This window comes from Kluyvera chengduensis, from assembly GCF_044197065.1.
Lineage (GTDB): Bacteria > Pseudomonadota > Gammaproteobacteria > Enterobacterales > Enterobacteriaceae > Kluyvera > Kluyvera ascorbata_C.
Genome location: NZ_JBIQOI010000001.1, coordinates 186409 through 205280, shown reverse-complemented (window position 1 = coordinate 205280; position 18872 = coordinate 186409). Strand labels below are relative to the sequence as shown.

Below are 18872 nucleotides of genomic sequence, written 5' to 3'. Positions count from 1 at the left end.
CATTGCTGAATTTAGTTTGTCAGCCCCCTCACCGTTAGGTGATTTAATAAACATAAAACAAGCCTATTTAATGACGTTTATAATGAGTGCGAAAATCGAAACAGCGTATTGATATCAGCACCCATTTTCTTCTCCGCTCGTCGCTTTGCGGCATATACCGCGCGGATATCAAGATGGCGCCCCTTGGCCAGATGGTTACAATTCTCACCCGCAATTAGGGCCGCCAGGACATCGAACTCCAGGGTTGAGAGCGCTACGCCATGAAAAAATGCATCCCTCTGATAGACAAACCGTTTCTTTAACTTCTCACCCGCTGAACGTAAATTATCCTGTTGGTAAATAATCAAAAAGATATCTTTATGATGCTTATACCAGTAATTAGCCAATGGCCTGAGGTGCCTATCGCAAACGAGAACAATTTTTAATTTTGTTTCGTACAAATAGTCCAACCATTTTTTATCGGTAAAAAAACGCAGATAGCTAATAGAAAAATCAACAAAAACACACCCAAGATACAGGTAGTGATAGTGATGCTTAAGGAGTCCTTCCATAATCCCGAGTGAGAAATAACGACTGGCTTCTGGCCAGGTACAAAAACAATAGTCCTGACAAAATGAAACCCGTAGAGAGGCGTTTGGCTTAACTTCACAATGAGAAGGGCAGCTCATACAGGTGATTTTTACAAAATTATTATTGAGCGACTTCATTGTCCCCTCCTTATCCATATTCGAATAATTTCATCGGGGTAATTTATTGTCAATAATATTTTCAGAAGGTTCTTAGTTCAATTATTAAGAATACATAAAATTCCTAAAACACAAAAAATCATGAAAAAACAACCATGCAGACACAAAGGCGATACGAGAAAGTAAATTCATTCCGGCGTAAAAATTAGGAATATTGCAAATGTAAATCAGATAATTACAATAAAAATAAACAACCCAACAATTAAACCCCTGAAGCATTATTTAAAATAAAATAGTTCATATTAGCAACCGTTATCTATTACCTTCCTAATGCTAAGATATTTTGTTGAGAAAAAAGAGGCAGGTGATAGGAAGAGATGGTGAGTCGTCGCAAGACAGGGCAGAAGTTCAGGAGCTCATTTTTAGCGTAAATGGAGCGATACCTCGCTCCATTTATTGTATTAGAAACCGTGAGTTACGATTTTCGCAGCCGCAGCCAGAACATCCCGACGGCTTTCCGCCTTCTGCTCCGGCTGAGTAAAGTAGGTCACCAGAACCAGCGGCGCGTGGTTTTCCGGCCAGATAACCGCGATATCGTTGGTGGTGCCATAATCACCGCTGCCGGTTTTATCTCCCACCACCCATGATTTTGGCAGACCCGCCTGAATGCTCGCGCTGCCGGTAGTGTTGCCCTTAAGCCACGTCACCAGTTGCGCCCGCTGAGTATCCGCCAGCGCGTTACCCAGCGTCAGATTTTTCAGGGTCTGCGCCATCGCGAGCGGCGTAGTGGTATCACGCGGGTCGCCAGGAATGGCGGTATTGAGCGTTGGCTCGGTTCTGTCCAGACGGAAGGTCTCATCACCCAACGAACGAGCAAACGCCGTCACTTTATCGGGACCACCCAGATGGGCAATCAACTTATTCATGGCCGTATTGTCGCTATATTGCAGCGCCGCCGCACTAAGCTCAGCCAGCGTCATCGTGCCGTTAACGTGTTTCTCCGCGATAGGATTGTAGTTAACCAGGTCGCTCTTCTTAATTTCAACGCGCTGATTCAGCAGGTTCTTATCGCTCTCGCTCTGTTTAAGCACCGCCGCGGCCGCCATCACCTTACTGGTGCTGCACATCGCGAAACGTTCATCTGCACGGTAGAGAATTTGCGAATTATCGGCGGTGTTAATCAGCACAACGCCAAGCCGGCCTCCCGCACTTTTCTCCAGGGCTTCCAGCTGCTGTTGCACACTGTTGGTCTGCGCATGCAGCGTGACGCTGCCAAATAGCAGCGGTAGAGTCGCCATCATCGTTAACATTGAGCGGCGAATGCTCTGCGTCATCATAAAAAATCCTCTATTAGTATTATCCCTCGACCTCCAAGTATTCATTGAAAAAACAAAAAGTAAAAACAAAACCTGCCAATATTTCCACAATTGAGCCTGACCCAGATTTACGCCGCAGCGAAAAAGCAAAAATCAGAGATCGCTCACGAAAGCAGCAGCACATTTTGCCCCAGCGGAAAATGAGATGAAGGGTACAGAGGCGCGGCAAATTTTTTTGACGTCTGTCGCAAAATTAGCCATGAAATCAATAGGGTTTAAGGAGGGAGGAATCGCTAACTGAAACGTCGCCAGAATGAAATTTATTACCGGATGAAATTAAAGTGTCGCCGAATCACGACACTCGTAAGTAACTAAAAATTAATAAAAAATTCCCTCTTGTTTCCCCTCATCTTTAGGCGTACATTAGCGCCATCTGGAGCACAAATGCACAGAATTTTGAGGTGATGCCAGCCACGAAAATGGGTCAGTTTTATCCGTCGGTTGATATCAGCTCGCAGTACCACCTGGTCATAAATGCGTAGAAAAAATTACGCGGAGAGATGAGTCGTGAAATATTTCTTTATGGGCATTTCCTTTATGGTCATCGTTTTTGCCGGCACGTTCGCCCTGATGATCTAGCCAATAAAAATGCAAAAAAACAGGAGCCAATTGGCTCCTGTTTGCATTGATGGGGCAACGAAAATCAGCCCGCCGGTTTGTGCTCTGAAGCCAGCAGGCCGTCGGCGCGGAACATGGCTTTAATCCCACGGATGGCCTGACGAATACGGTCACGGTTTTCAATCAGCGCAAAACGGACATGGGTATCGCCATAATCACCAAAGCCGATACCCGGTGAGACGCATACCTTCGCGTCCTGCAGCATCTTCTTGGCGAACTCCAGCGAGCCCATATGCGCGTACTGTTCTGGAATTTTAGCCCACACATACATTGACGCTTTCGGCATTTCGACCATCCAGCCCGCTTCATGCAGCCCTTTCACCAGCACATCGCGGCGGCGCTTATACTGCGCGGCGATATCATGTACGCACTGTTGATCCCCTTCCAGGGCGGCAATGGCTGCAACCTGTAGCGGCGTGAAGGTGCCGTAGTCGTGATAGCTTTTAATACGTGCCAGCGCGTTGACCAGGGTTTTGTTGCCGACCATGAAGCCAATACGCCAGCCCGCCATGTTGTAGCTTTTGGACAACGTGAAGAACTCTACCGCCACGTCACGCGCGCCGGGTACCTGCATAATCGACGGCGCTTTCCAGCCATCGTAGACGATGTCGGCATAGGCCAGGTCGTGCACCACCAGCACATCGTAACGTTTGGCCAGCGCGACCACTTTTTCGAAGAATTCCAGCTCGACGCACTGCGCGGTCGGGTTAGACGGGAAACCTAAGATCATCATCTTCGGTTTTGGGTAGCTTTCGCGAATCGCACGTTCCAGCTCGTTAAAGAAGTCGACGCCTTCCACCAACGGTACGGATCGTACCTGAGCCCCGGCGATCACCGCGCCGTAAATGTGGATCGGGTAGCTCGGGTTTGGCACCAGCACGGTATCACCGTGATCGAGCGTAGCCAGCATCAGGTGCGCCAGGCCCTCTTTCGAACCAATGGTGACGATCGCCTCCTCTTCCGGGTCAATTTCAACGTCGTAACGATCTTTGTACCAGCGAGAAATCGCGCGGCGTAGGCGTGGAATACCCCGTGACGTGGAATAGCCGTGGGTGTCCGGGCGTTGTGCCACGGTGCAGAGCTTTTCGACGATGTGCGGCGGCGTCGCACCGTCCGGATTCCCCATGCTGAAATCGATAATATCTTCGCCGCGCCGACGCGCAGCCATTTTCAGTTCAGCGGTGATGTTAAAAACATAAGGGGGTAAGCGATCGATACGCGTAAAACGGCGTTCAGGACTGGAGTCAGCCATAGGTTCCTCAGATTTACGTTAGCGCCCGAACCGTTCGAGCGACGCTGCCACCGATGTGGCATGACTAGAAAATAACCTGAAAAAAATGGCGCTGTCGAGAGGGGATGTAAAAAAATATTGCGGTGGTTAAAAGGGGAAGTCGCGGAAAAACAAATCAATCACCACTGCTCGAATCAAAGAAAAACAGAACATTATAATAACAGTACATTATCCAGATTTTTGCATTGTAGCGGTCGTGATGCACCGCATATTCGCCATCTCACCTGAATGATTCATTTCCTCTATCAATCCCCTTTTAAAAATAAGGTTTATCCCTATTCATGCGTATCGCTGGTCATCCGCCGCCGGGTTTCTTATCATAAGACTTTCCTGAAAAACCCGGCGTCCCCATGCACGAAATATTCAATATGCTGCTCGCGGTCTATGACCGAGCCGCATTAATGCTGATTTGCCTTTTTTTCCTGATTCGCATCCGACTGTTCCGCGAACTGCTGCATAAATCAGCGCATACCCCGAAAGAACTGCTGGCAGTAACGGTTATTTTCTCGATGTTCGCTATCTTCAGCACCTGGTCCGGCGTGCCGGTAGAGGGGTCGCTGGTGAACGTCAGGATTATTTCGGTGATGTCCGCGGGGATCCTCTTCGGTCCATGGGTGGGCATCATTACCGGCATCATTGCCGGCGCGTACCGCTATTTAAGCGATATCGGCGGAGTGACCGCGATTCCTTGTTTTATTACCACCATCGCCGCAGGCATTATTTCGGGCATCATTCACCGCAAAGTCCCAAAAGAACGGCATTGGCGTGTAGGGATCCTCGGCGGAATGTTATGCGAAACAGGCACCATGATTCTGGTTATCCTTTTTGCACCAACCATGGCGCTTGGGGTCGATATTGTGTCGAAAATCGGTGTCCCGATGATTGCCGGCAGCGTCTGTATCGGTTTTATCGTCCTGCTGGTGCAGAGCGTTGAGGGAGAAAAAGAGGCCAGCGCCGCGCGTCAGGCCAAGCTGGCGCTGGATATCGCCAATAAAACCCTGCCGCTATTTCGCCAGATTAACAGCGATACGCTGCGCCAGATTTGCGACATCATCCGCCAGGATATTCATGCCGATGCAGTCGCCATTACCAACACCGATCGGGTGCTGGCGTACGTTGGCGTGGGGGAAGATAACTACCATAATAACGATGACGCCATCAGCCCAACCACCAGGCAGGCCATTAACAACAACGAAATCATCATTAAAAACAATGATGAAGCCTACCGCACGCCGGAAATCCACTCGATGCTGGTGATCCCACTTTTGGAAACCGGGGTGGTAACCGGGACGCTGAAAATCTATTACTGCCACGCGCACCAGATAACGTCCTCGCTACAGGAAATGGCGATAGGCTTATCGCAGATCATTTCGACCCAGCTTGAGGTTTCCCGCGCCGAACAACTGCGGGAAATGGCAAATAAGGCAGAGCTGCGCGCGCTGCAAAGTAAAATTAATCCCCATTTCCTGTTTAACGCGCTGAACGCCATTTCGTCGTCGATTCGCATGAACCCGGATACCGCACGGCAGCTGATTTTCAATCTCTCGCGCTATCTGCGCTATAACATTGAATTAAAAGATGATGAGCAGATTGATATCCGCAAAGAGCTGTACCAGATTAAAGACTATATCGCCATTGAGCAGGCGCGTTTCGGCGATAAGCTCACGGTGATTTACGATATTGATGAGGAGGTGAACTGCTTTATTCCAAGCCTGCTGATCCAGCCACTGGTGGAAAACGCCATCGTGCACGGTATTCAGCGCAGCAAAGGGAAAGGCGTGGTCACCATTAGCGTAACGGAGTCCGGAAACCGCGTGCGTATCAGCGTGCGGGATACCGGCCCGGGCATCGACCCGCTGGTGATTGCGCGAGTCGAAGCCAATGAAATGCCGGGCAACAAAATTGGCCTGCTGAACGTACACCATCGCGTTAAACTGCTGTACGGCGAAGGGCTGCACATCCGCCGCCTGGAGCCGGGCACCGAGATTGCGTTCTATATTCCAAACCAGCGTACGGCCGCTCCGGCCGCCGCCACGTTACTGCCTTAACCCGGAGCCCGTATGAAAGTCATCATTGTTGAAGATGAGTTCCTGGCTCAGCAGGAACTCACCTGGCTGATTCAACAGCACAGCCAGATGGAGATTATCGGTACGTTTGACGATGGGCTCGACGTGCTTAAATTTTTGCAGCACAACAAAGTCGATGCCATTTTTCTCGACATCAACATCCCGTCACTCGATGGCGTGCTGCTGGCGCAGAACATCAGTCAGTTTGCCCACAAGCCCTTTATCGTCTTTATCACCGCGTGGAAAGAGCATGCGGTAGAGGCTTTTGAGCTGGAAGCATTCGACTACATTCTGAAGCCGTATCAGGAATCGCGTATCGTCACCATGCTGCAAAAGCTGGAATCGAGCTGGCAACAGCAGCAAGCTGGCAGTGCTAACGTGGTTAGCAGCGCGCCACGTGAAAATGACACCGTTAACCTGATTAAAGACGAACGCATCATCGTCACGCCGGTTAACGATATCTACTACGCCGAAGCGCACGAGAAGATGACGTTTGTCTATACCCGCCGCGAGTCGTACGTGATGCCGATGAACATCACTGAGTTTTGCGCCAAGCTACCCGCCAGCCAGTTTTTCCGCTGCCATCGTTCCTTCTGTGTGAACCTGAATAAAATACGCGAGATAGAGCCGTGGTTTAATAACACCTATATTCTGCGCCTACGCGACCTTGAGTTTCAGGTGCCGGTAAGCCGCAGCAAGGTGAAAGAATTCCGGCAGATAATGCATTTATAGCGCGGGATGGGGAATGAAAGCATCGGAACGACCAGCAGACCAACAATTTTTTGCCGATCTGTTCAGCGGCCTGGTGCTCAATTTACAGCGGCTGGGCCTGCCAAACGGCAGTCTGTATCTCGACCTCCCGCGCCACAAACCTGCCGGTGAGCGATAAACCGGTGATGCGGCTCAGCCTGGTTTTTTCTCCGGCCTGGCTGGGGCTATCGTTTTACGATAATCGCACGGCTTCCCTGCTCCGCCATATTCTGTTGTGGGTAAAGTTTTTACGAGCAGCTCTTATTCAAATAATAACGAAGAAAGCCCGATAAACATGATGGCGTTAAGCACCAAAAGCACCAGGACAATCAAAAACGCCAGCACACCGAACACCGTGATTTTCCGGCGTTGAATAAACGTAATTCCGGATAATACCGCACAGAACAGAATCACCTTAATGAGGTAAGACAGCGGCACCATCGCCGCATAGCCGGTATGGACGCCAGCCAGCCCCAGAAGGCCCAACACCAGCGCACCACAAAATCCCCATCCCCAGAACGTCATCGGCAAGCTCAGTTGCCCTGTGACTAATTTTTTTAACACAACGCTATCCTTATTTATTATCTCAATACGTTAACGTTTTTAGCATCCGCTATCCTGGCCTGTAAGTGAATTTTACCGTTGCGCGGCAGATTAAAAAAGCCACCCAAATCAGGATGTCGCCTACATGTCAGGTTGGTGTCGCCTGCCTGTCGTGCCACGGTGGGAAAAGATGTGCAAGAATCTTCCTATCACGTATCTGCGAGGAAGTATCCATGAGTACCAGTGAAAAAATTAAAGCTTACCGGCTCAAGAATGCATGGTCACAGGAACAGCTTGCCCAGTTGGCCTCTCTGTCGGTAAGAACGGTACAACGAATTGAAAAGGGACATACACCGGGGCTAGAAACCATCAGTGCGCTGGCCTCCGTCTTTAATGTCACGGTCTCTGAGCTGTCCGATGAGGCAGACCTGGCAAACGACGCGCTGGATACGCGCATTCTCGATGCCAGGCGCCGCGTGCGGGAAGAGGCCCGCTTCTATCGCACGCTGACCATTGCTTTTCTGATCTGCGCCGCGCTGATGGCGGTGAACTACTTTTACTCGCCGGGTAGTTACTGGTCGCTGATAGTCACGCTTATCTGGGGCTCGCTGATCGCCGTTCGCGCGCTAAGGACGTTTGTCTTCCGGGAGCGCATTGCACAGTGGCAACACAACCGAATGCTGCGGCTATTACGCGAAAAAAATATCTCACCAGCACGCGAAAATACCCCCGCCGATAAAGACCATTAATCACAACGATGGTGGCTGAAGACGCCGCGCAGCAGTGCGGCGCAACGCTACGCCAGTTGATAGGGAAAGAGGTGCACTACATTACTGGCTAACGGGAATATCCCCAGACTCTCGGTTCTTTTCCGGGTTTCCTCCAGGGACAAACCGGGAATAGGCTCACGTCCGCCCCAAATAAGCAGGCCCTTTTTGGCATAATCGGTCATGACCTCAACGGTTTTGCCATTGCGCAGAGTCATCAGTACGTTGCCTTCTTTCACCGGACGCAGAGCGCCGTCTTCCTGGGTAATAAACAACGTTATCTCACCCGAAGTGGACATACTTTCATGCTGCAAAGCGATAATCACGCCGTTCGCCGCAACCGGCATCACGTTCAGCGGTGAGAACGCGGTATCGCTCTCCCCTGACGGCATTCTGCCACCCCAGATATGAATACCTTCTGGAATTTCAGCCGGTAGCGGCTGCGGGCTGTCCGTCAGTTCGAGCATCTTACCGTCATCAAACTTGGCCACGACGCTACGGCCATCTTGTGAGGCTAAGTTACCGCTCGAGTCAGTGATGTAGAGGTTCATACCATCCCCTTGCTGAGGAGCAGATAGACCGCCACCATCGCGACGATATTCACAATCACGCTGATGACAAAGTAGGTTTTAAACGGCTGCTTTTGCGTTTTGTGGCGGAAACACTGCTGTCCCACAATTGCCCCAGGCCAGCCACCCACCACCCCAAACACCAGCAGCGTTAATTCCGGCACTCGCCGCCAGCCTTTGCACGCCGCCAGTTTATCGACACCGTAAATCACGACGGTCAGAACGTTGACCAGGAGAAGCCACATCATAAAAGGATGCAGCGTAAAGAAACTGCCGAGCGCCGCGAGGCCCAGCAGCAGAAAACAAAAACGATTGAGATTCATATCAGTCAATAGTGCCAGGTGTAGTGTGTCGACGTCGTATTATACGCACAACGTTAGCTTTGCTTGTTCTGGTAGAGATCCCAGCGGTTACCGTACAGGTCTTCAAATACCACCACCGTACCGTACTCTTCTTCTCGCGGCGCTTCACAAAACGTCACACCATTTGCCTGCATGGCGTTGTAATCACGCCAGAAATCATCGGTTTGCAAGAACAGAAACACCCGCCCGCCACACTGATTACCAATAAACCCTTCCTGCCGCTCGTTTGAAGCGCGAGCCAAAAGTAAGTTGCAGTCACTTTCTGGGTTTGGAGAGACCACCACCCAGCGTTTACCGGGCTGCGGCGTATCTTCGACGAGGGTAAATCCAAGCTTCTGCGTGTAGTACGTAATGGCGCGATCGTAATCATCCACCACGATGGCGACGTGCCCCAAACACCTTTTTTGCGTTCTCATTGTCTGCTCCGTCAGGTTTCAGGCATTGTTGCCCGCTCCCTTTTTAACATAAATGAATTTTATTCACCCAACGTATCATCAGCACCGATGCGCCACGCCGGATAACGCGGCCTCCATCAGCGCGCCGAGCACCGTTTGCGCGTCGTTCACCGTCGCCGTTCCGCTATTCATTTTCAGAGTAATGCCTAAATTTCCCGGCGAGGGCAGTAGATTATCAACGACGCGCAGACTGCCCGGCATACCAATACGCGTTCGCAGCGTAATGCCCAAGCCAGCCTGTACCGCCGACCAGATACCGCTCAGGCTGTGGCTGACAAAAACCACCTGCCAGGGAATATTCGCCCGATCCAGGCTGTCGATGGCGCGGGAGCGCATCATACAAGGATGCTCGAACATCACCAGCGGCAACGGCTCGCCCTGCGCCAGCAGTGCGGCAATATTAAGATCCGGATGCGCTATCCATTCCAGCGAGCACTGGCTTATCAGCCTGCCGTTTTTGAGTTCTCCCTCCGGCTGCCAGAGCAGCGCCAGATCGAGCGTATTGTTGTTAAGCGCTTCGAGCAACGCCAGGTTACGGTCGATGCGGGCTGACATCCGCATTCCCGGATGGTGACGCTTAAACTCGCCAAGGATGCCGGGCATCAGCGATTCGCCGAAATCTTCCTGCATGCCAATACGGATCTCACCCTGTAACGGTTCGCTGTTCAGCGCACGCTGCGCTTCATCATTCAGCGCCAACAACCGACGGGCATAGCCCAGCAAAATCTCACCGTTACGGGTCAGTTCAAGATGACGGCCTTTCCTGACCACCAGCGCGCTACCGCACTGCTGCTCCAGCTTTTTCAACTGCGCGCTCACCGCAGAGGTTGAGCGGCAAAGACGTTGTGCCGCCTGCGCAAAGCTGCCGGACTCCATGCCGGTAACGAAGCTGCGCAGCGCGTCAAGGTCGAGCGACGGGGGAAGTTTCTTCATAATTGTCCTGAAATTCGGGATTGACCATCAAAAATGATTCAATTTTCAGGACGAAAATATCTCGTCAGAATGGGGTCACTGTCAATACGGAGAGAACACCATGTCAAAGCCCCTGGATCGTGAAACCCTGGCCCGCGTTGCACCAAAGTTAGCCGAGCTAAGCCAGGAACTGCTGTTTAACGATATCTGGCAACGTGAAGGTCTTTCATCACGCGAACGTAGCCTGATTACGCTTGGCGCCCTCACCGCGCTCGGGCGCGTGCAGCAAATCCCCTGGCACATCCACTTTGCACAGCAAAATGGCCTGACAAAAACCGAAATAGTGGAAGCGTTCACCCATTTGGCATTCTACGCAGGTTGGCCTGCGGCGGTGTCAGCACTCGAATGTCTGGAAGAGGAATAGCGACGATGCCATTTACCCGGATTACCTTGCGCCAGGGCTACAGCAACGCACAGATAGTGCAGATTTCTGACATTCTGCAGCAAAGTCTTGAAGATGAATTTTCCGTTCCACCCCACGATCGCTTTCAGGTGTTTGAAACGCTGTCGGCAAACCAGCGCGTGTTTGATAGCCACTATTACAGCGCGGGGCGTAGCGACAACTTTATTCAATTTCATATTCTTGCCGGGAAACCGCGTTCATCAATGCAAAAGAAAAACCTTTGCAGGACGCTATGTGAACGGCTCACTGCAAAGATGAATATTTCTCCTGATGATGTGATGGTGATGATTCAGTTCAATACTGCCGATGACTGGAGCTTCAGCAACGGTCAGATGCTCTCAGAGCTTGATTAGCCCTATTCTCCGGTGTAAAACACACCGGAGAACCCGCTGCGGCCTTTCGTGATCCAGCTCTCTTTTTCACCGTTTTCCCTCATCATGAACTTCCCTCATGTTGCATTGAAATTAAGTCGCTTTCCCTCATTCACCACCTCTGGCATAAATTATCAACATTAACTTATCGGCAACATTAAGACGGCTGAATGAGAAAACCAGAGCACGAACTCTGGCAATCAGTAAGTGAATTTAATTTTCATATCAGCACTCGGGATGACAGAGACGATGAATAAAGATTTTACCTTTACTATCAAGAGCAGCACCTTCGACGAAAACTATAACCCGTCAGAAAATACGCGTATTACCACGAACTTCGCGAATCTGGCTCGTGGGGAAAACCGTCAGGAGAACCTGCGCAATACGCTGAAGATGATTGACAATCGTTTCAATACGTTAGCACATTGGGATAACCCTAAAGGCGATCGTTATGGCGTTGAGCTTGAGATTATTTCCGTTGAGATGAATATTGACGCGGAAGGTAAAACGACAGCGTTTCCGGCCATCGAAATATTGAAAACCCATATTGTTGATAAGAAAACCAACGAACGTATCGAAGGTATTGTTGGCAATAACTTCTCTTCCTACGTGCGTGATTATGACTTCAGCGTATTGCTGCTGGAGCATAATAAAAACAAAGCCGAATTTAACATTCCAGATACCTTTGGCGAGCTGCACGGCAATATCTTTAAGCATTTTGCCAACTCACCCGAGTACAAAGCGAACTTTAAAAAATCGCCGGTTATCTGCCTTAGCGTGTCGAGCAAAGATATCTATCGCCGCACGGGCAATGAGCACCCGGTACTGGGCATTGAATACCAGCCGAGCAGCGCATCCCTTACCGAACAGTATTTCGGCAAGATGGGCCTGAAAGTGCGCTATTTCATGCCACAAAACAGCGTTGCGCCGCTGGCGTTTTTCTTCTCCGGTGACCTGCTGAGTGATTACACCAGCCTGGAGCTTATCAGCACCATCAGCACCATGGAGACGTTCCAGAAGATTTATCGCCCGGAAATTTACAATGCCAACTCGGCGGCGGGCCTGTGCTATCAGCCAGACCTGAACCAACAGGATCACTCCTTGACCAAAATTGTTTATGACCGTGAAGAGCGCAGCCGCTTAGCGATTGAGCAGGGGAAATTTACCGAAGAGCACTTTATCAAGCCATATCAGCACATTCTTGAGCAATGGTCCGCTAACTACGCTCTTTGATTAACGAAAATATCAGGTTATTGAATATGAAAACATTGCTCCCGACTTCCACCGCTGGCAGCCTGCCGAAACCGTCCTGGCTTGCTCAACCCGAGACGCTGTGGTCACCATGGAAATTACAGAACGACGAGTTAGTTGAAGGGAAACAGGATGCGCTGCGTCTCTCCCTGCAAGAACAGCTGCTGGCCGGTATTGATATCGTTAGCGACGGCGAGCAGACCCGTCAGCACTTCGTGACCACATTTATTGAACACCTGAGCGGCGTGGATTTTGAAAAACGCGAGATCGTAAAAATCCGTAACCGCTACGATGCCAGCGTGCCGACGGTTGTCGGCGAAGTGGCGCGTCAAAAGCCCGTATTTGTTGACGATGCGCGCTACCTGCGTCAGCTCACCAAGCAGCCTATCAAGTGGGCGCTGCCGGGGCCGATGACCATGATTGATACCCTGTATGACAACCACTACAAAAGCCGCGAGAAGCTGGCGTGGGAGTTTGCCAAAATCCTCAACCAGGAAGCTCGCGAGTTAGAAGCCGCAGGCGTGGATATTATCCAGTTTGATGAACCGGCGTTTAACGTGTTCTTTGATGAGGTAAATGATTGGGGTATCGCGGCATTAGAGCGCGCTATCGAAGGTCTGAAGTGTGAAACCGCGGTGCACATCTGCTACGGCTACGGCATTAAGGCCAACACCGACTGGAAGAAAACGCTGGGTTCAGAGTGGCGTCAGTACGAAGAAGCATTCCCTAAGCTGCAATCTTCGAATATCGATATTATCTCGCTGGAGTGCCACAACTCCCGCGTACCGATGGATCTGCTGGAGTTGATTCGCGGCAAAAAGGTGATGGTTGGGGCCATTGACGTGGCAAACCACGCGATTGAAACACCTGAAGAGGTGGCCAATACGCTGCGCAAAGCCCTGCAGTTCGTCGATGCAGAGAACCTCTACCCATCAACCAACTGCGGTATGGCGCCGCTGCCTCGTCAGGTAGCGCGTGGCAAGCTCAAGGCGTTGAACGCGGGGGCCGAGATTATACGTAAAGAGATCCTGGGTCGAAAACCGCCTCTGGCGTAGAAATAAAAAAACCGCGAATAACGCGGTTTTTTTTCGTGTTATAAGGTCGAGATTACAGAATCTGGCCCAGCGTTTGACGAAGATGCGCGCCGGAACCGAGCAAGCCGGGATTGTCGTGAACAATCAGGTAGACCGGGATCGGGTGAACGTAATCTTTAAAGCGGCCTTTATCTTCAAACCCGCCGCGGAAACCGGAGGCTTTGAAGAACTCGAGGAAGCGCGGCACGATACCACCGGCGATATAAACGCCGCCGAAGGTGCCGAGGGTGAGCGCCAGGTCACCGCCAAAACGGCCCATAATGACGCAGAACAGCGACAGCGCACGACGACAATCGGTGCAAGTGTCAGCCAGCGCACGTTCGGTAATATCCTTCGGCTTGTAGTTTTCCGGCACGCGGTTGTCGGACTTCACAATTGCCCGGTAAAGGTTAATGAGACCCGGGCCGGAGAGCACGCGCTCGGCGGAAACGTGGCCAATCTCTTCACGCAGTACTTCAAGGATAATCCCTTCTTCTTCGCTATTCGGCGCGAAATCGACGTGACCACCTTCACCTGGCAGGCTGACCCAGCGTTTGTCGACGTGAACCAGATGCGCGACGCCAAGGCCGGTGCCCGCGCCGTAGACGGCAATCGGTTTACCTTCAACCGGTTCGGTGCCGCCAAACTGGATCAGATGCTCTTTTTTCAGCATCGGAATCGCCATCGAGACCGCGGTAAAGTCGTTGATGATTTCAAGATGAGAGAAACCGAGGTTTTTCTTCATTTCCGCAATGGAGAACTGCCAGGTGTGGTTGGTCATCGCCACCCAGTCGCCGGTAATCGGGCAGGCAATAGCGATGCAGCCGTCTTCAACCGACACGTTATGCTCGTCAAGATAGACGCGGACTACGGCTTCCAGGCTTGGATAATCAAGGCCGGAATAGGTTTTCGCCTGCGAAATTTCACCGCTGGCTAAATCGCACAATGCCAGACGCGCATTGGTGCCCCCAACATCACCCACTAAAGCAAACTTTGTCATTCCGTTACGGCTCCGCTAAAGTCAGAATAAATCTTTGTCACACTGTAAATTCAAGGCGCTTTCACGACAATGACGTTTGTGTGAGCACCCCAGGATTATCGATCCAGGTCACATTTTTTGCGTCATTTTTATCAGATGCACAGGCCGTAGCGCCGTATCGTTTCAGCACCATTTGCGCTGAACGTAAACGCAGGAAAATGCAAAGTAACCGCAGCATTCAGTTAAAAGGATAAAAACATGCTCCACCCGCGAGCCCGAACAATGTTGTTGCTCTCTGTTCCCGCTGTGCTTATCGGCGTCGCTTCCAGCCTGATATTGATTGTGGTGATGAAAATAGCGGCCGTGCTGCAACACCTGCTGTGGCGTAATCTGCCCGCCGTGTTCGGCGTATCCTTTGATTCACCGTTCTGGATAATCCTGATGCTGACCCTGACCGGCATCGCCGTCGGTCTGGTCATTCGCTATAGTCCCGGCCATGCTGGCCCGGACCCTGCCAGTGAGCCGCTCATCGGCGCGGCGGTTCCGCCGTCTCATCTGCCGGGCCTGACCATCGCCTTAATTATCGGGCTGGCGGGTGGCGTCAGCCTCGGTCCTGAACATCCCATTATGTCAGTGAACATTGCGCTAGCCGTGGCGCTCGGCGCCCGCTTTTTCCCGCGCGTGAGTTCGCTGGACTGGACCATTCTCGCCGCCGCCGGCACCATCGGCGCACTGTTTGGTACGCCGGTTGCCGCCGCGCTGATTTTCTCCCAGACGCTGACGAGCAATAATGATTCCCCGCTGTGGGATAGGCTGTTTGCTCCCCTGCTCGCCGCTGCCGCCGGGGCGTTAACCACCGGCATGTTCTTCCATCCGCAATTTTCTCTGCCAATTGAGCCCTATCAGGGCCTGCGTCTGGTCGACATTTTCAGCGGCGCTATCGTGGCCGTCTTTGCTATCGCCATCGGTATGGTGGCGGTCTGGTGCCTGCCCCACCTGCACTCGCTGGTGCATCGTTTGAAGCATCCGGTCATTATCCTCGGCGTGGGCGGTTTTGTGTTGGGGATTATCGGCACCGTTGGCGGCCCGATTACGCTATTTAAAGGGCTGGATGAGATGCAGAGGCTAACGGCCGGACAATCCTTCGGCGCGGGCGACTATATGCTATTTGCGCTCAGCAAGCTGGCGGCGCTGGTCGTTGCCGCCGCCTGCGGTTTCCGCGGTGGTCGCATCTTCCCGGCGGTATTTGTCGCCGTCGCACTCGGTCTGATGCTCCACGCGCACGTTGACGCCGTTCCGGCGGCGATTACCGTCTCCTGCGCCATTCTGGGGCTAGTTCTGGTGGTCACCCGCGATGCGTGGTTGAGCCTGTTTATGGCCGCCGTCGTCGTGCCTGATACCACGCTGCTCCCACTGCTGTGTATCGTCATGCTCCCCGCCTGGCTCCTGCTGGCGGGTAAACCGACGATGATGGTGCCGCGCAAACAAAAGGATTAATGCCCGCTGTTGCGCGCTTCCAGCGCCTGGGTGACGGCTTTTAGCAGCGGAGGAATGTCCATTTTTGGCAACATGACTTCGAGCAACATCAGCTTGTCACCCCGTGCCGCGCGGGTCAGCGCATCGTTGAGCTGCGACGCATTGGTCACCTTCCAGCACTCGGCCTGGCAGTCCAGGTTGAGCGCTTGCGGGATCTGGGTCCAGTTCCACAGGCTGATATCGTTGTAGCGTTGTTCCGGGCCGTGGATCGCGCGCTCCACGGTGTAGCCTTCATTATTCAGCAGCAGAATCAATGGACGGAGCCCATCACGCAGCATTGAACTGAGCTCCTGAATGGTCAACTGCGCCGCACCGTCCCCCACTACCAGCACCACGCGTCTGTCCGGCTGCGAGGTCTGCGCGCCAAACGCGGCAGGCAGCGTATAGCCAATCGAGCCCCACAGCGGTTGAACAATCAGGCTCGCCCCCTGCGGCAGCGTCAGGTCAGCAAGGCCAAACGCCGCCGTCCCCTGGTCACCCAGTAAAATGTCGTGCGGCTGAAGGTATTTCTCCAGCGTCTGCCAGAAATGGCGCTGGGTCAGATGCCCGTTATCCGCTGACGCGGACGTCATCACCCGGGCCGGCTGGATTTGCCACTGAGCCGAGACGTCGCGACTCAGCGTGATAAGCGCGTTAACCGCCTCCTGCATACTTATCCCGCTAAACCAGCGCTTGCCGACTCGCGCCGCAGAAGGTTGGATCTCAATGGATTTCTCCACCGGTATATGGTGGGTAAAGCCTGCGGTGATGGTGTCGGTAAAACAGGTGCCGATGCAAAAGATAACGTCAGCATCTTCAATCGCCGCGCGCGTCTCCGGCAGGCTCGCCCCGCCGCTGTAAGTCCCCACAAACCCCGCGTGAGCCTCATTAAATAGTCCTTTCCCCATTAGCATCGTGGCGTGAGGGATCGGCACCGCATCTACCCATTTGTTTAACGTCGACTGAAGGCCAAAGCGTAGCGCCAGCACATCCGCCAGCAGCGACACGCGGCGACCGTCGCGCAGCAAAGCGCGGGCATGAGAGACAAACTCGGCCAGTTCAGTTGCGTCTGCCGGTGCATTGTGCGCGGTGAGAGCGTTTACAGGACGTGAGGTCGGCAGTGAAGCGATATCCGCCGGTAGCAGGAGATAACCAGGGCGGCTGTGGCGCACAATATCACGCAGCACCCGGTCAATTTCATCGCGAGCGTTAGCCGCATCCAGCACGCCCTGAGCCACCGAAACCGGGGCGCTCATCTGGCGAAAATGGTCAAAATTGCCATCCCCCAACGTGTGGTGTAAACACTCACGTCGCTGCTGTGCGCCAGTACTGGGCGCCCCGACGATATGCAGCACCGGGACGTGTTCGGCAAAGCTTCCCGCTACCCCGTTCAGCGCGCTAAGTTCCCCGACACCAAAGGTGGTGAGCAGTGCCCCGCAGCCCTGCATCCGCGCATAGCCATCGGCGGCATAGGCGGCGTTGAGTTCGTTGGCACAGCCGACCCAGCGTATCTGGCGGTGGGCAATAACATGGTCGAGAAACTGGAGGTTGTAGTCTCCGGGGACGCCAAACAGGTGGTCAACGCCGCAGTCGGCGAGGCGGTCTAGCAGGTAATCTGCCACGGTATAGGACGTTGTCATCATGCACCTCCTCCAGTCAGCTGTTCCTTTGAGTATTGAAGAAGTGTTAAGGCTGTCCAGAATTCATAAGAAAGTCCTCTGGAAAGCTAATTTTACAGATTTCAGGAGTGTACGAGCCGATGGACATTGGTTAGTGTAAGCGTATACACAACCGGATAATCTGGAGGACACAATGGTTTACCAGGCAAGTCCCACGCGTTATGAAACCATGACGTTTCAGCGCTGCGGCAATAGCGGCCTCAAGCTACCAGCCGTTTCATTGGGGCTATGGCACAACTTTGGTGACGAAACGCGGGTCGAAAATAGCCGCCAGCTGCTGCACCATGCATTCGACCTTGGCATCACCCATTTCGATTTAGCCAATAACTACGGGCCACCTCCAGGTTCAGCTGAAAGCAACTTTGGCCGTATTCTGCGAGAGGATTTTCTGCCCTATCGCGATGAGCTGATTATCTCCACTAAGGCCGGTTATACCATGTGGGACGGTCCATACGGCGATTGGGGTTCTCGTAAATATCTGATTTCCAGTCTTGATCAAAGCCTTAAGCGAATGGGGCTGGAGTATGTTGATATCTTCTACCACCACCGTCCAGACCCGGAAACGCCGCTGCTGGAAACCATGCGCGCGCTGGATCATATCGTTCGCCAGGGTAAAGCACTGTACATTGGGCTTTCCAATTATCCGGCTGAACTGGCAAGCCAGGCGATTGCAATTCTTAACGATCTCGGCACGCCGTGTCTTATTCACCAGCCGAAGTACTCAATGCTTGAGCGCGGTGCAGAAAACGGCCTGCTTCAGGTGCTGAAGCAAGAAGGTGTGGGCTGTATTGCCTTTTCACCCTTGGCTGGGGGTCAACTCACCGACCGCTACCTGCACGGCATTCCGGCCGATTCCCGCGCCGCCAGCGGCAGTATCTTCCTGAAGCCTGAGCAACTGACTGACGGCAAGCTCGAGGCCGTACGCCAGCTCAACACGATGGCCGAACAGCGCGGACAGAAGCTATCGCAGATGGCGCTGGCATGGGTACTGCGTCAACAGGCGGTCACGTCAGTTCTGATTGGCGCCAGTAAGACCGCACAGCTTGATGACGCCGTCGGCATGCTAGAAAACCGTCTTTTCAGCGCGCAGGAATGTGCCGACATTGATCGTATTTTGAGCGGTATAAAATAACAGCGAATTTAGCA

General features: G+C 52.6%; 20 protein-coding genes and 2 pseudogenes. 12 read left to right on the top strand and 10 right to left on the bottom strand.

Annotation, left to right across the window (positions count from 1 at the left end):
• Positions 1 to 77: 77 nt before the first annotated feature.
• Together ACH1XZ_RS00965 and ACH1XZ_RS00960 are read right to left on the bottom strand one after the other, a co-directional pair.
• Positions 78 to 707 (bottom strand): helix-turn-helix transcriptional regulator, encoded by a 630-nt coding sequence (locus ACH1XZ_RS00965; protein WP_395593964.1) that lies wholly within the window; start codon positions 705 to 707, stop codon positions 78 to 80.
• Between the two features lie 440 nt (positions 708 to 1147).
• Positions 1148 to 2023 (bottom strand): extended-spectrum class A beta-lactamase CTX-M-283, encoded by an 876-nt coding sequence (locus ACH1XZ_RS00960; RefSeq protein WP_395593963.1) that lies wholly within the window; start codon positions 2021 to 2023, stop codon positions 1148 to 1150.
• A 546-nt stretch (positions 2024 to 2569) separates the two neighbouring features.
• Here ACH1XZ_RS00960 and ypdK point away from each other — a divergent pair.
• The gene (gene ypdK / locus ACH1XZ_RS00955; RefSeq protein WP_100249902.1) at positions 2570 to 2641 is read left to right on the top strand and encodes a membrane protein YpdK; all 72 of its coding nucleotides are present in this window, start codon (positions 2570 to 2572) and stop codon (positions 2639 to 2641) included.
• A 64-nt stretch (positions 2642 to 2705) separates the two neighbouring features.
• On the opposite strand, the gene alaC is transcribed toward ypdK, so the two are convergent.
• Positions 2706 to 3932, bottom strand: coding sequence for an alanine transaminase (alaC, locus tag ACH1XZ_RS00950; protein ID WP_395593962.1), 1227 nt, complete (start codon positions 3930 to 3932; stop codon positions 2706 to 2708).
• Positions 3933 to 4321: 389 nt separating this feature from the next.
• Between alaC and ACH1XZ_RS00945 the strand changes: the two genes are divergently transcribed.
• From ACH1XZ_RS00945 to ACH1XZ_RS00930, 4 genes and pseudogenes are all read left to right on the top strand, one after another.
• On the top strand, positions 4322 to 6019 hold the full coding sequence (locus ACH1XZ_RS00945) for a LytS/YhcK type 5TM receptor domain-containing protein (protein ID WP_395593961.1): 1698 nt from the start codon (positions 4322 to 4324) through the stop codon (positions 6017 to 6019).
• Between the two features lie 12 nt (positions 6020 to 6031).
• Positions 6032 to 6769, top strand: coding sequence for a LytR/AlgR family response regulator transcription factor (locus ACH1XZ_RS00940; protein WP_395593960.1), 738 nt, complete (start codon positions 6032 to 6034; stop codon positions 6767 to 6769).
• 13 nt (positions 6770 to 6782) lie between these two features.
• A pseudogene (locus ACH1XZ_RS00935) lies at positions 6783 to 6885 on the top strand (AraC family transcriptional regulator); the annotation flags it as partial.
• A 12-nt stretch (positions 6886 to 6897) separates the two neighbouring features.
• Positions 6898 to 7008 (top strand): annotated as a pseudogene (locus ACH1XZ_RS00930) (AraC family transcriptional regulator); the annotation flags it as partial.
• 40 nt (positions 7009 to 7048) lie between these two features.
• Here ACH1XZ_RS00930 and ACH1XZ_RS00925 read toward each other — a convergent pair.
• Positions 7049 to 7351, bottom strand: coding sequence for a hypothetical protein (locus ACH1XZ_RS00925; RefSeq protein ID WP_395593959.1), 303 nt, complete (start codon positions 7349 to 7351; stop codon positions 7049 to 7051).
• Between the two features lie 212 nt (positions 7352 to 7563).
• On the opposite strand from ACH1XZ_RS00925, the gene ACH1XZ_RS00920 reads away from it, so the two are divergent.
• Positions 7564 to 8079 (top strand): helix-turn-helix domain-containing protein, encoded by a 516-nt coding sequence (locus ACH1XZ_RS00920; RefSeq protein ID WP_395593958.1) that lies wholly within the window; start codon positions 7564 to 7566, stop codon positions 8077 to 8079.
• Positions 8080 to 8126: 47 nt separating this feature from the next.
• On the opposite strand, the gene ACH1XZ_RS00915 is transcribed toward ACH1XZ_RS00920, so the two are convergent.
• The 4 genes from ACH1XZ_RS00915 to ACH1XZ_RS00900 form a co-directional block, all read right to left on the bottom strand.
• Positions 8127 to 8648: a hypothetical protein gene (locus ACH1XZ_RS00915; protein WP_395593957.1), complete on the bottom strand. Its 522-nt coding sequence runs from the start codon at positions 8646 to 8648 to the stop codon at positions 8127 to 8129.
• Positions 8645 to 8989, bottom strand: a complete 345-nt coding sequence (locus ACH1XZ_RS00910; RefSeq protein ID WP_395593956.1) for a DUF1294 domain-containing protein — start codon at positions 8987 to 8989, stop codon at positions 8645 to 8647. Before ACH1XZ_RS00910 ends, ACH1XZ_RS00915 begins: the two co-directional genes overlap by 4 nt.
• Before the next feature lie 53 nt (positions 8990 to 9042).
• The gene (locus ACH1XZ_RS00905; RefSeq protein ID WP_395593955.1) at positions 9043 to 9444 is read right to left on the bottom strand and encodes a VOC family protein; all 402 of its coding nucleotides are present in this window, start codon (positions 9442 to 9444) and stop codon (positions 9043 to 9045) included.
• Between the two features lie 78 nt (positions 9445 to 9522).
• Positions 9523 to 10416, bottom strand: a complete 894-nt coding sequence (locus ACH1XZ_RS00900; RefSeq protein WP_395593954.1) for a LysR substrate-binding domain-containing protein — start codon at positions 10414 to 10416, stop codon at positions 9523 to 9525.
• Positions 10417 to 10516: 100 nt separating this feature from the next.
• Between ACH1XZ_RS00900 and ACH1XZ_RS00895 the strand changes: the two genes are divergently transcribed.
• The 4 genes from ACH1XZ_RS00895 (at position 10517) to ACH1XZ_RS00880 (ending at position 13535) form a co-directional block, all read left to right on the top strand.
• On the top strand, positions 10517 to 10819 hold the full coding sequence (locus ACH1XZ_RS00895) for a carboxymuconolactone decarboxylase family protein (RefSeq protein WP_395593953.1): 303 nt from the start codon (positions 10517 to 10519) through the stop codon (positions 10817 to 10819).
• 5 nt (positions 10820 to 10824) lie between these two features.
• Positions 10825 to 11211 (top strand): tautomerase family protein, encoded by a 387-nt coding sequence (locus tag ACH1XZ_RS00890; protein WP_395593952.1) that lies wholly within the window; start codon positions 10825 to 10827, stop codon positions 11209 to 11211.
• Positions 11212 to 11478: 267 nt separating this feature from the next.
• Entirely contained in the window at positions 11479 to 12462 is a 984-nt protein-coding gene (locus tag ACH1XZ_RS00885; RefSeq protein WP_395593951.1) for a DUF1852 domain-containing protein, read from the top strand.
• A gap of 26 nt (positions 12463 to 12488) precedes the next feature.
• Positions 12489 to 13535, top strand: coding sequence for a methionine synthase (locus ACH1XZ_RS00880; protein ID WP_395593950.1), 1047 nt, complete (start codon positions 12489 to 12491; stop codon positions 13533 to 13535).
• Between the two features lie 52 nt (positions 13536 to 13587).
• Here the strand turns inward: ACH1XZ_RS00880 and glk are convergent, their stop codons facing one another.
• Positions 13588 to 14553 carry a glucokinase gene (gene glk, locus ACH1XZ_RS00875; protein WP_368301834.1) on the bottom strand — a complete coding sequence of 322 codons (966 nt, stop codon included), beginning with the start codon at positions 14551 to 14553 and terminating at the stop codon, positions 13588 to 13590.
• 237 nt (positions 14554 to 14790) lie between these two features.
• Between glk and ACH1XZ_RS00870 the strand changes: the two genes are divergently transcribed.
• Positions 14791 to 16029 carry an ion channel protein gene (locus ACH1XZ_RS00870; RefSeq protein ID WP_395593949.1) on the top strand — a complete coding sequence of 413 codons (1239 nt, stop codon included), beginning with the start codon at positions 14791 to 14793 and terminating at the stop codon, positions 16027 to 16029.
• On the opposite strand, the gene ACH1XZ_RS00865 is transcribed toward ACH1XZ_RS00870, so the two are convergent.
• Positions 16026 to 17687 carry an alpha-keto acid decarboxylase family protein gene (locus ACH1XZ_RS00865; protein WP_395594670.1) on the bottom strand — a complete coding sequence of 554 codons (1662 nt, stop codon included), beginning with the start codon at positions 17685 to 17687 and terminating at the stop codon, positions 16026 to 16028. The two genes, ACH1XZ_RS00870 and ACH1XZ_RS00865, sit on opposite strands and share 4 nt — an antisense overlap.
• Positions 17688 to 17859: 172 nt before the next feature.
• On the opposite strand from ACH1XZ_RS00865, the gene mgrA reads away from it, so the two are divergent.
• On the top strand, positions 17860 to 18858 hold the full coding sequence (gene mgrA / locus ACH1XZ_RS00860; protein WP_395593948.1) for an L-glyceraldehyde 3-phosphate reductase: 999 nt from the start codon (positions 17860 to 17862) through the stop codon (positions 18856 to 18858).
• Positions 18859 to 18872: the final 14 nt, after the last annotated feature.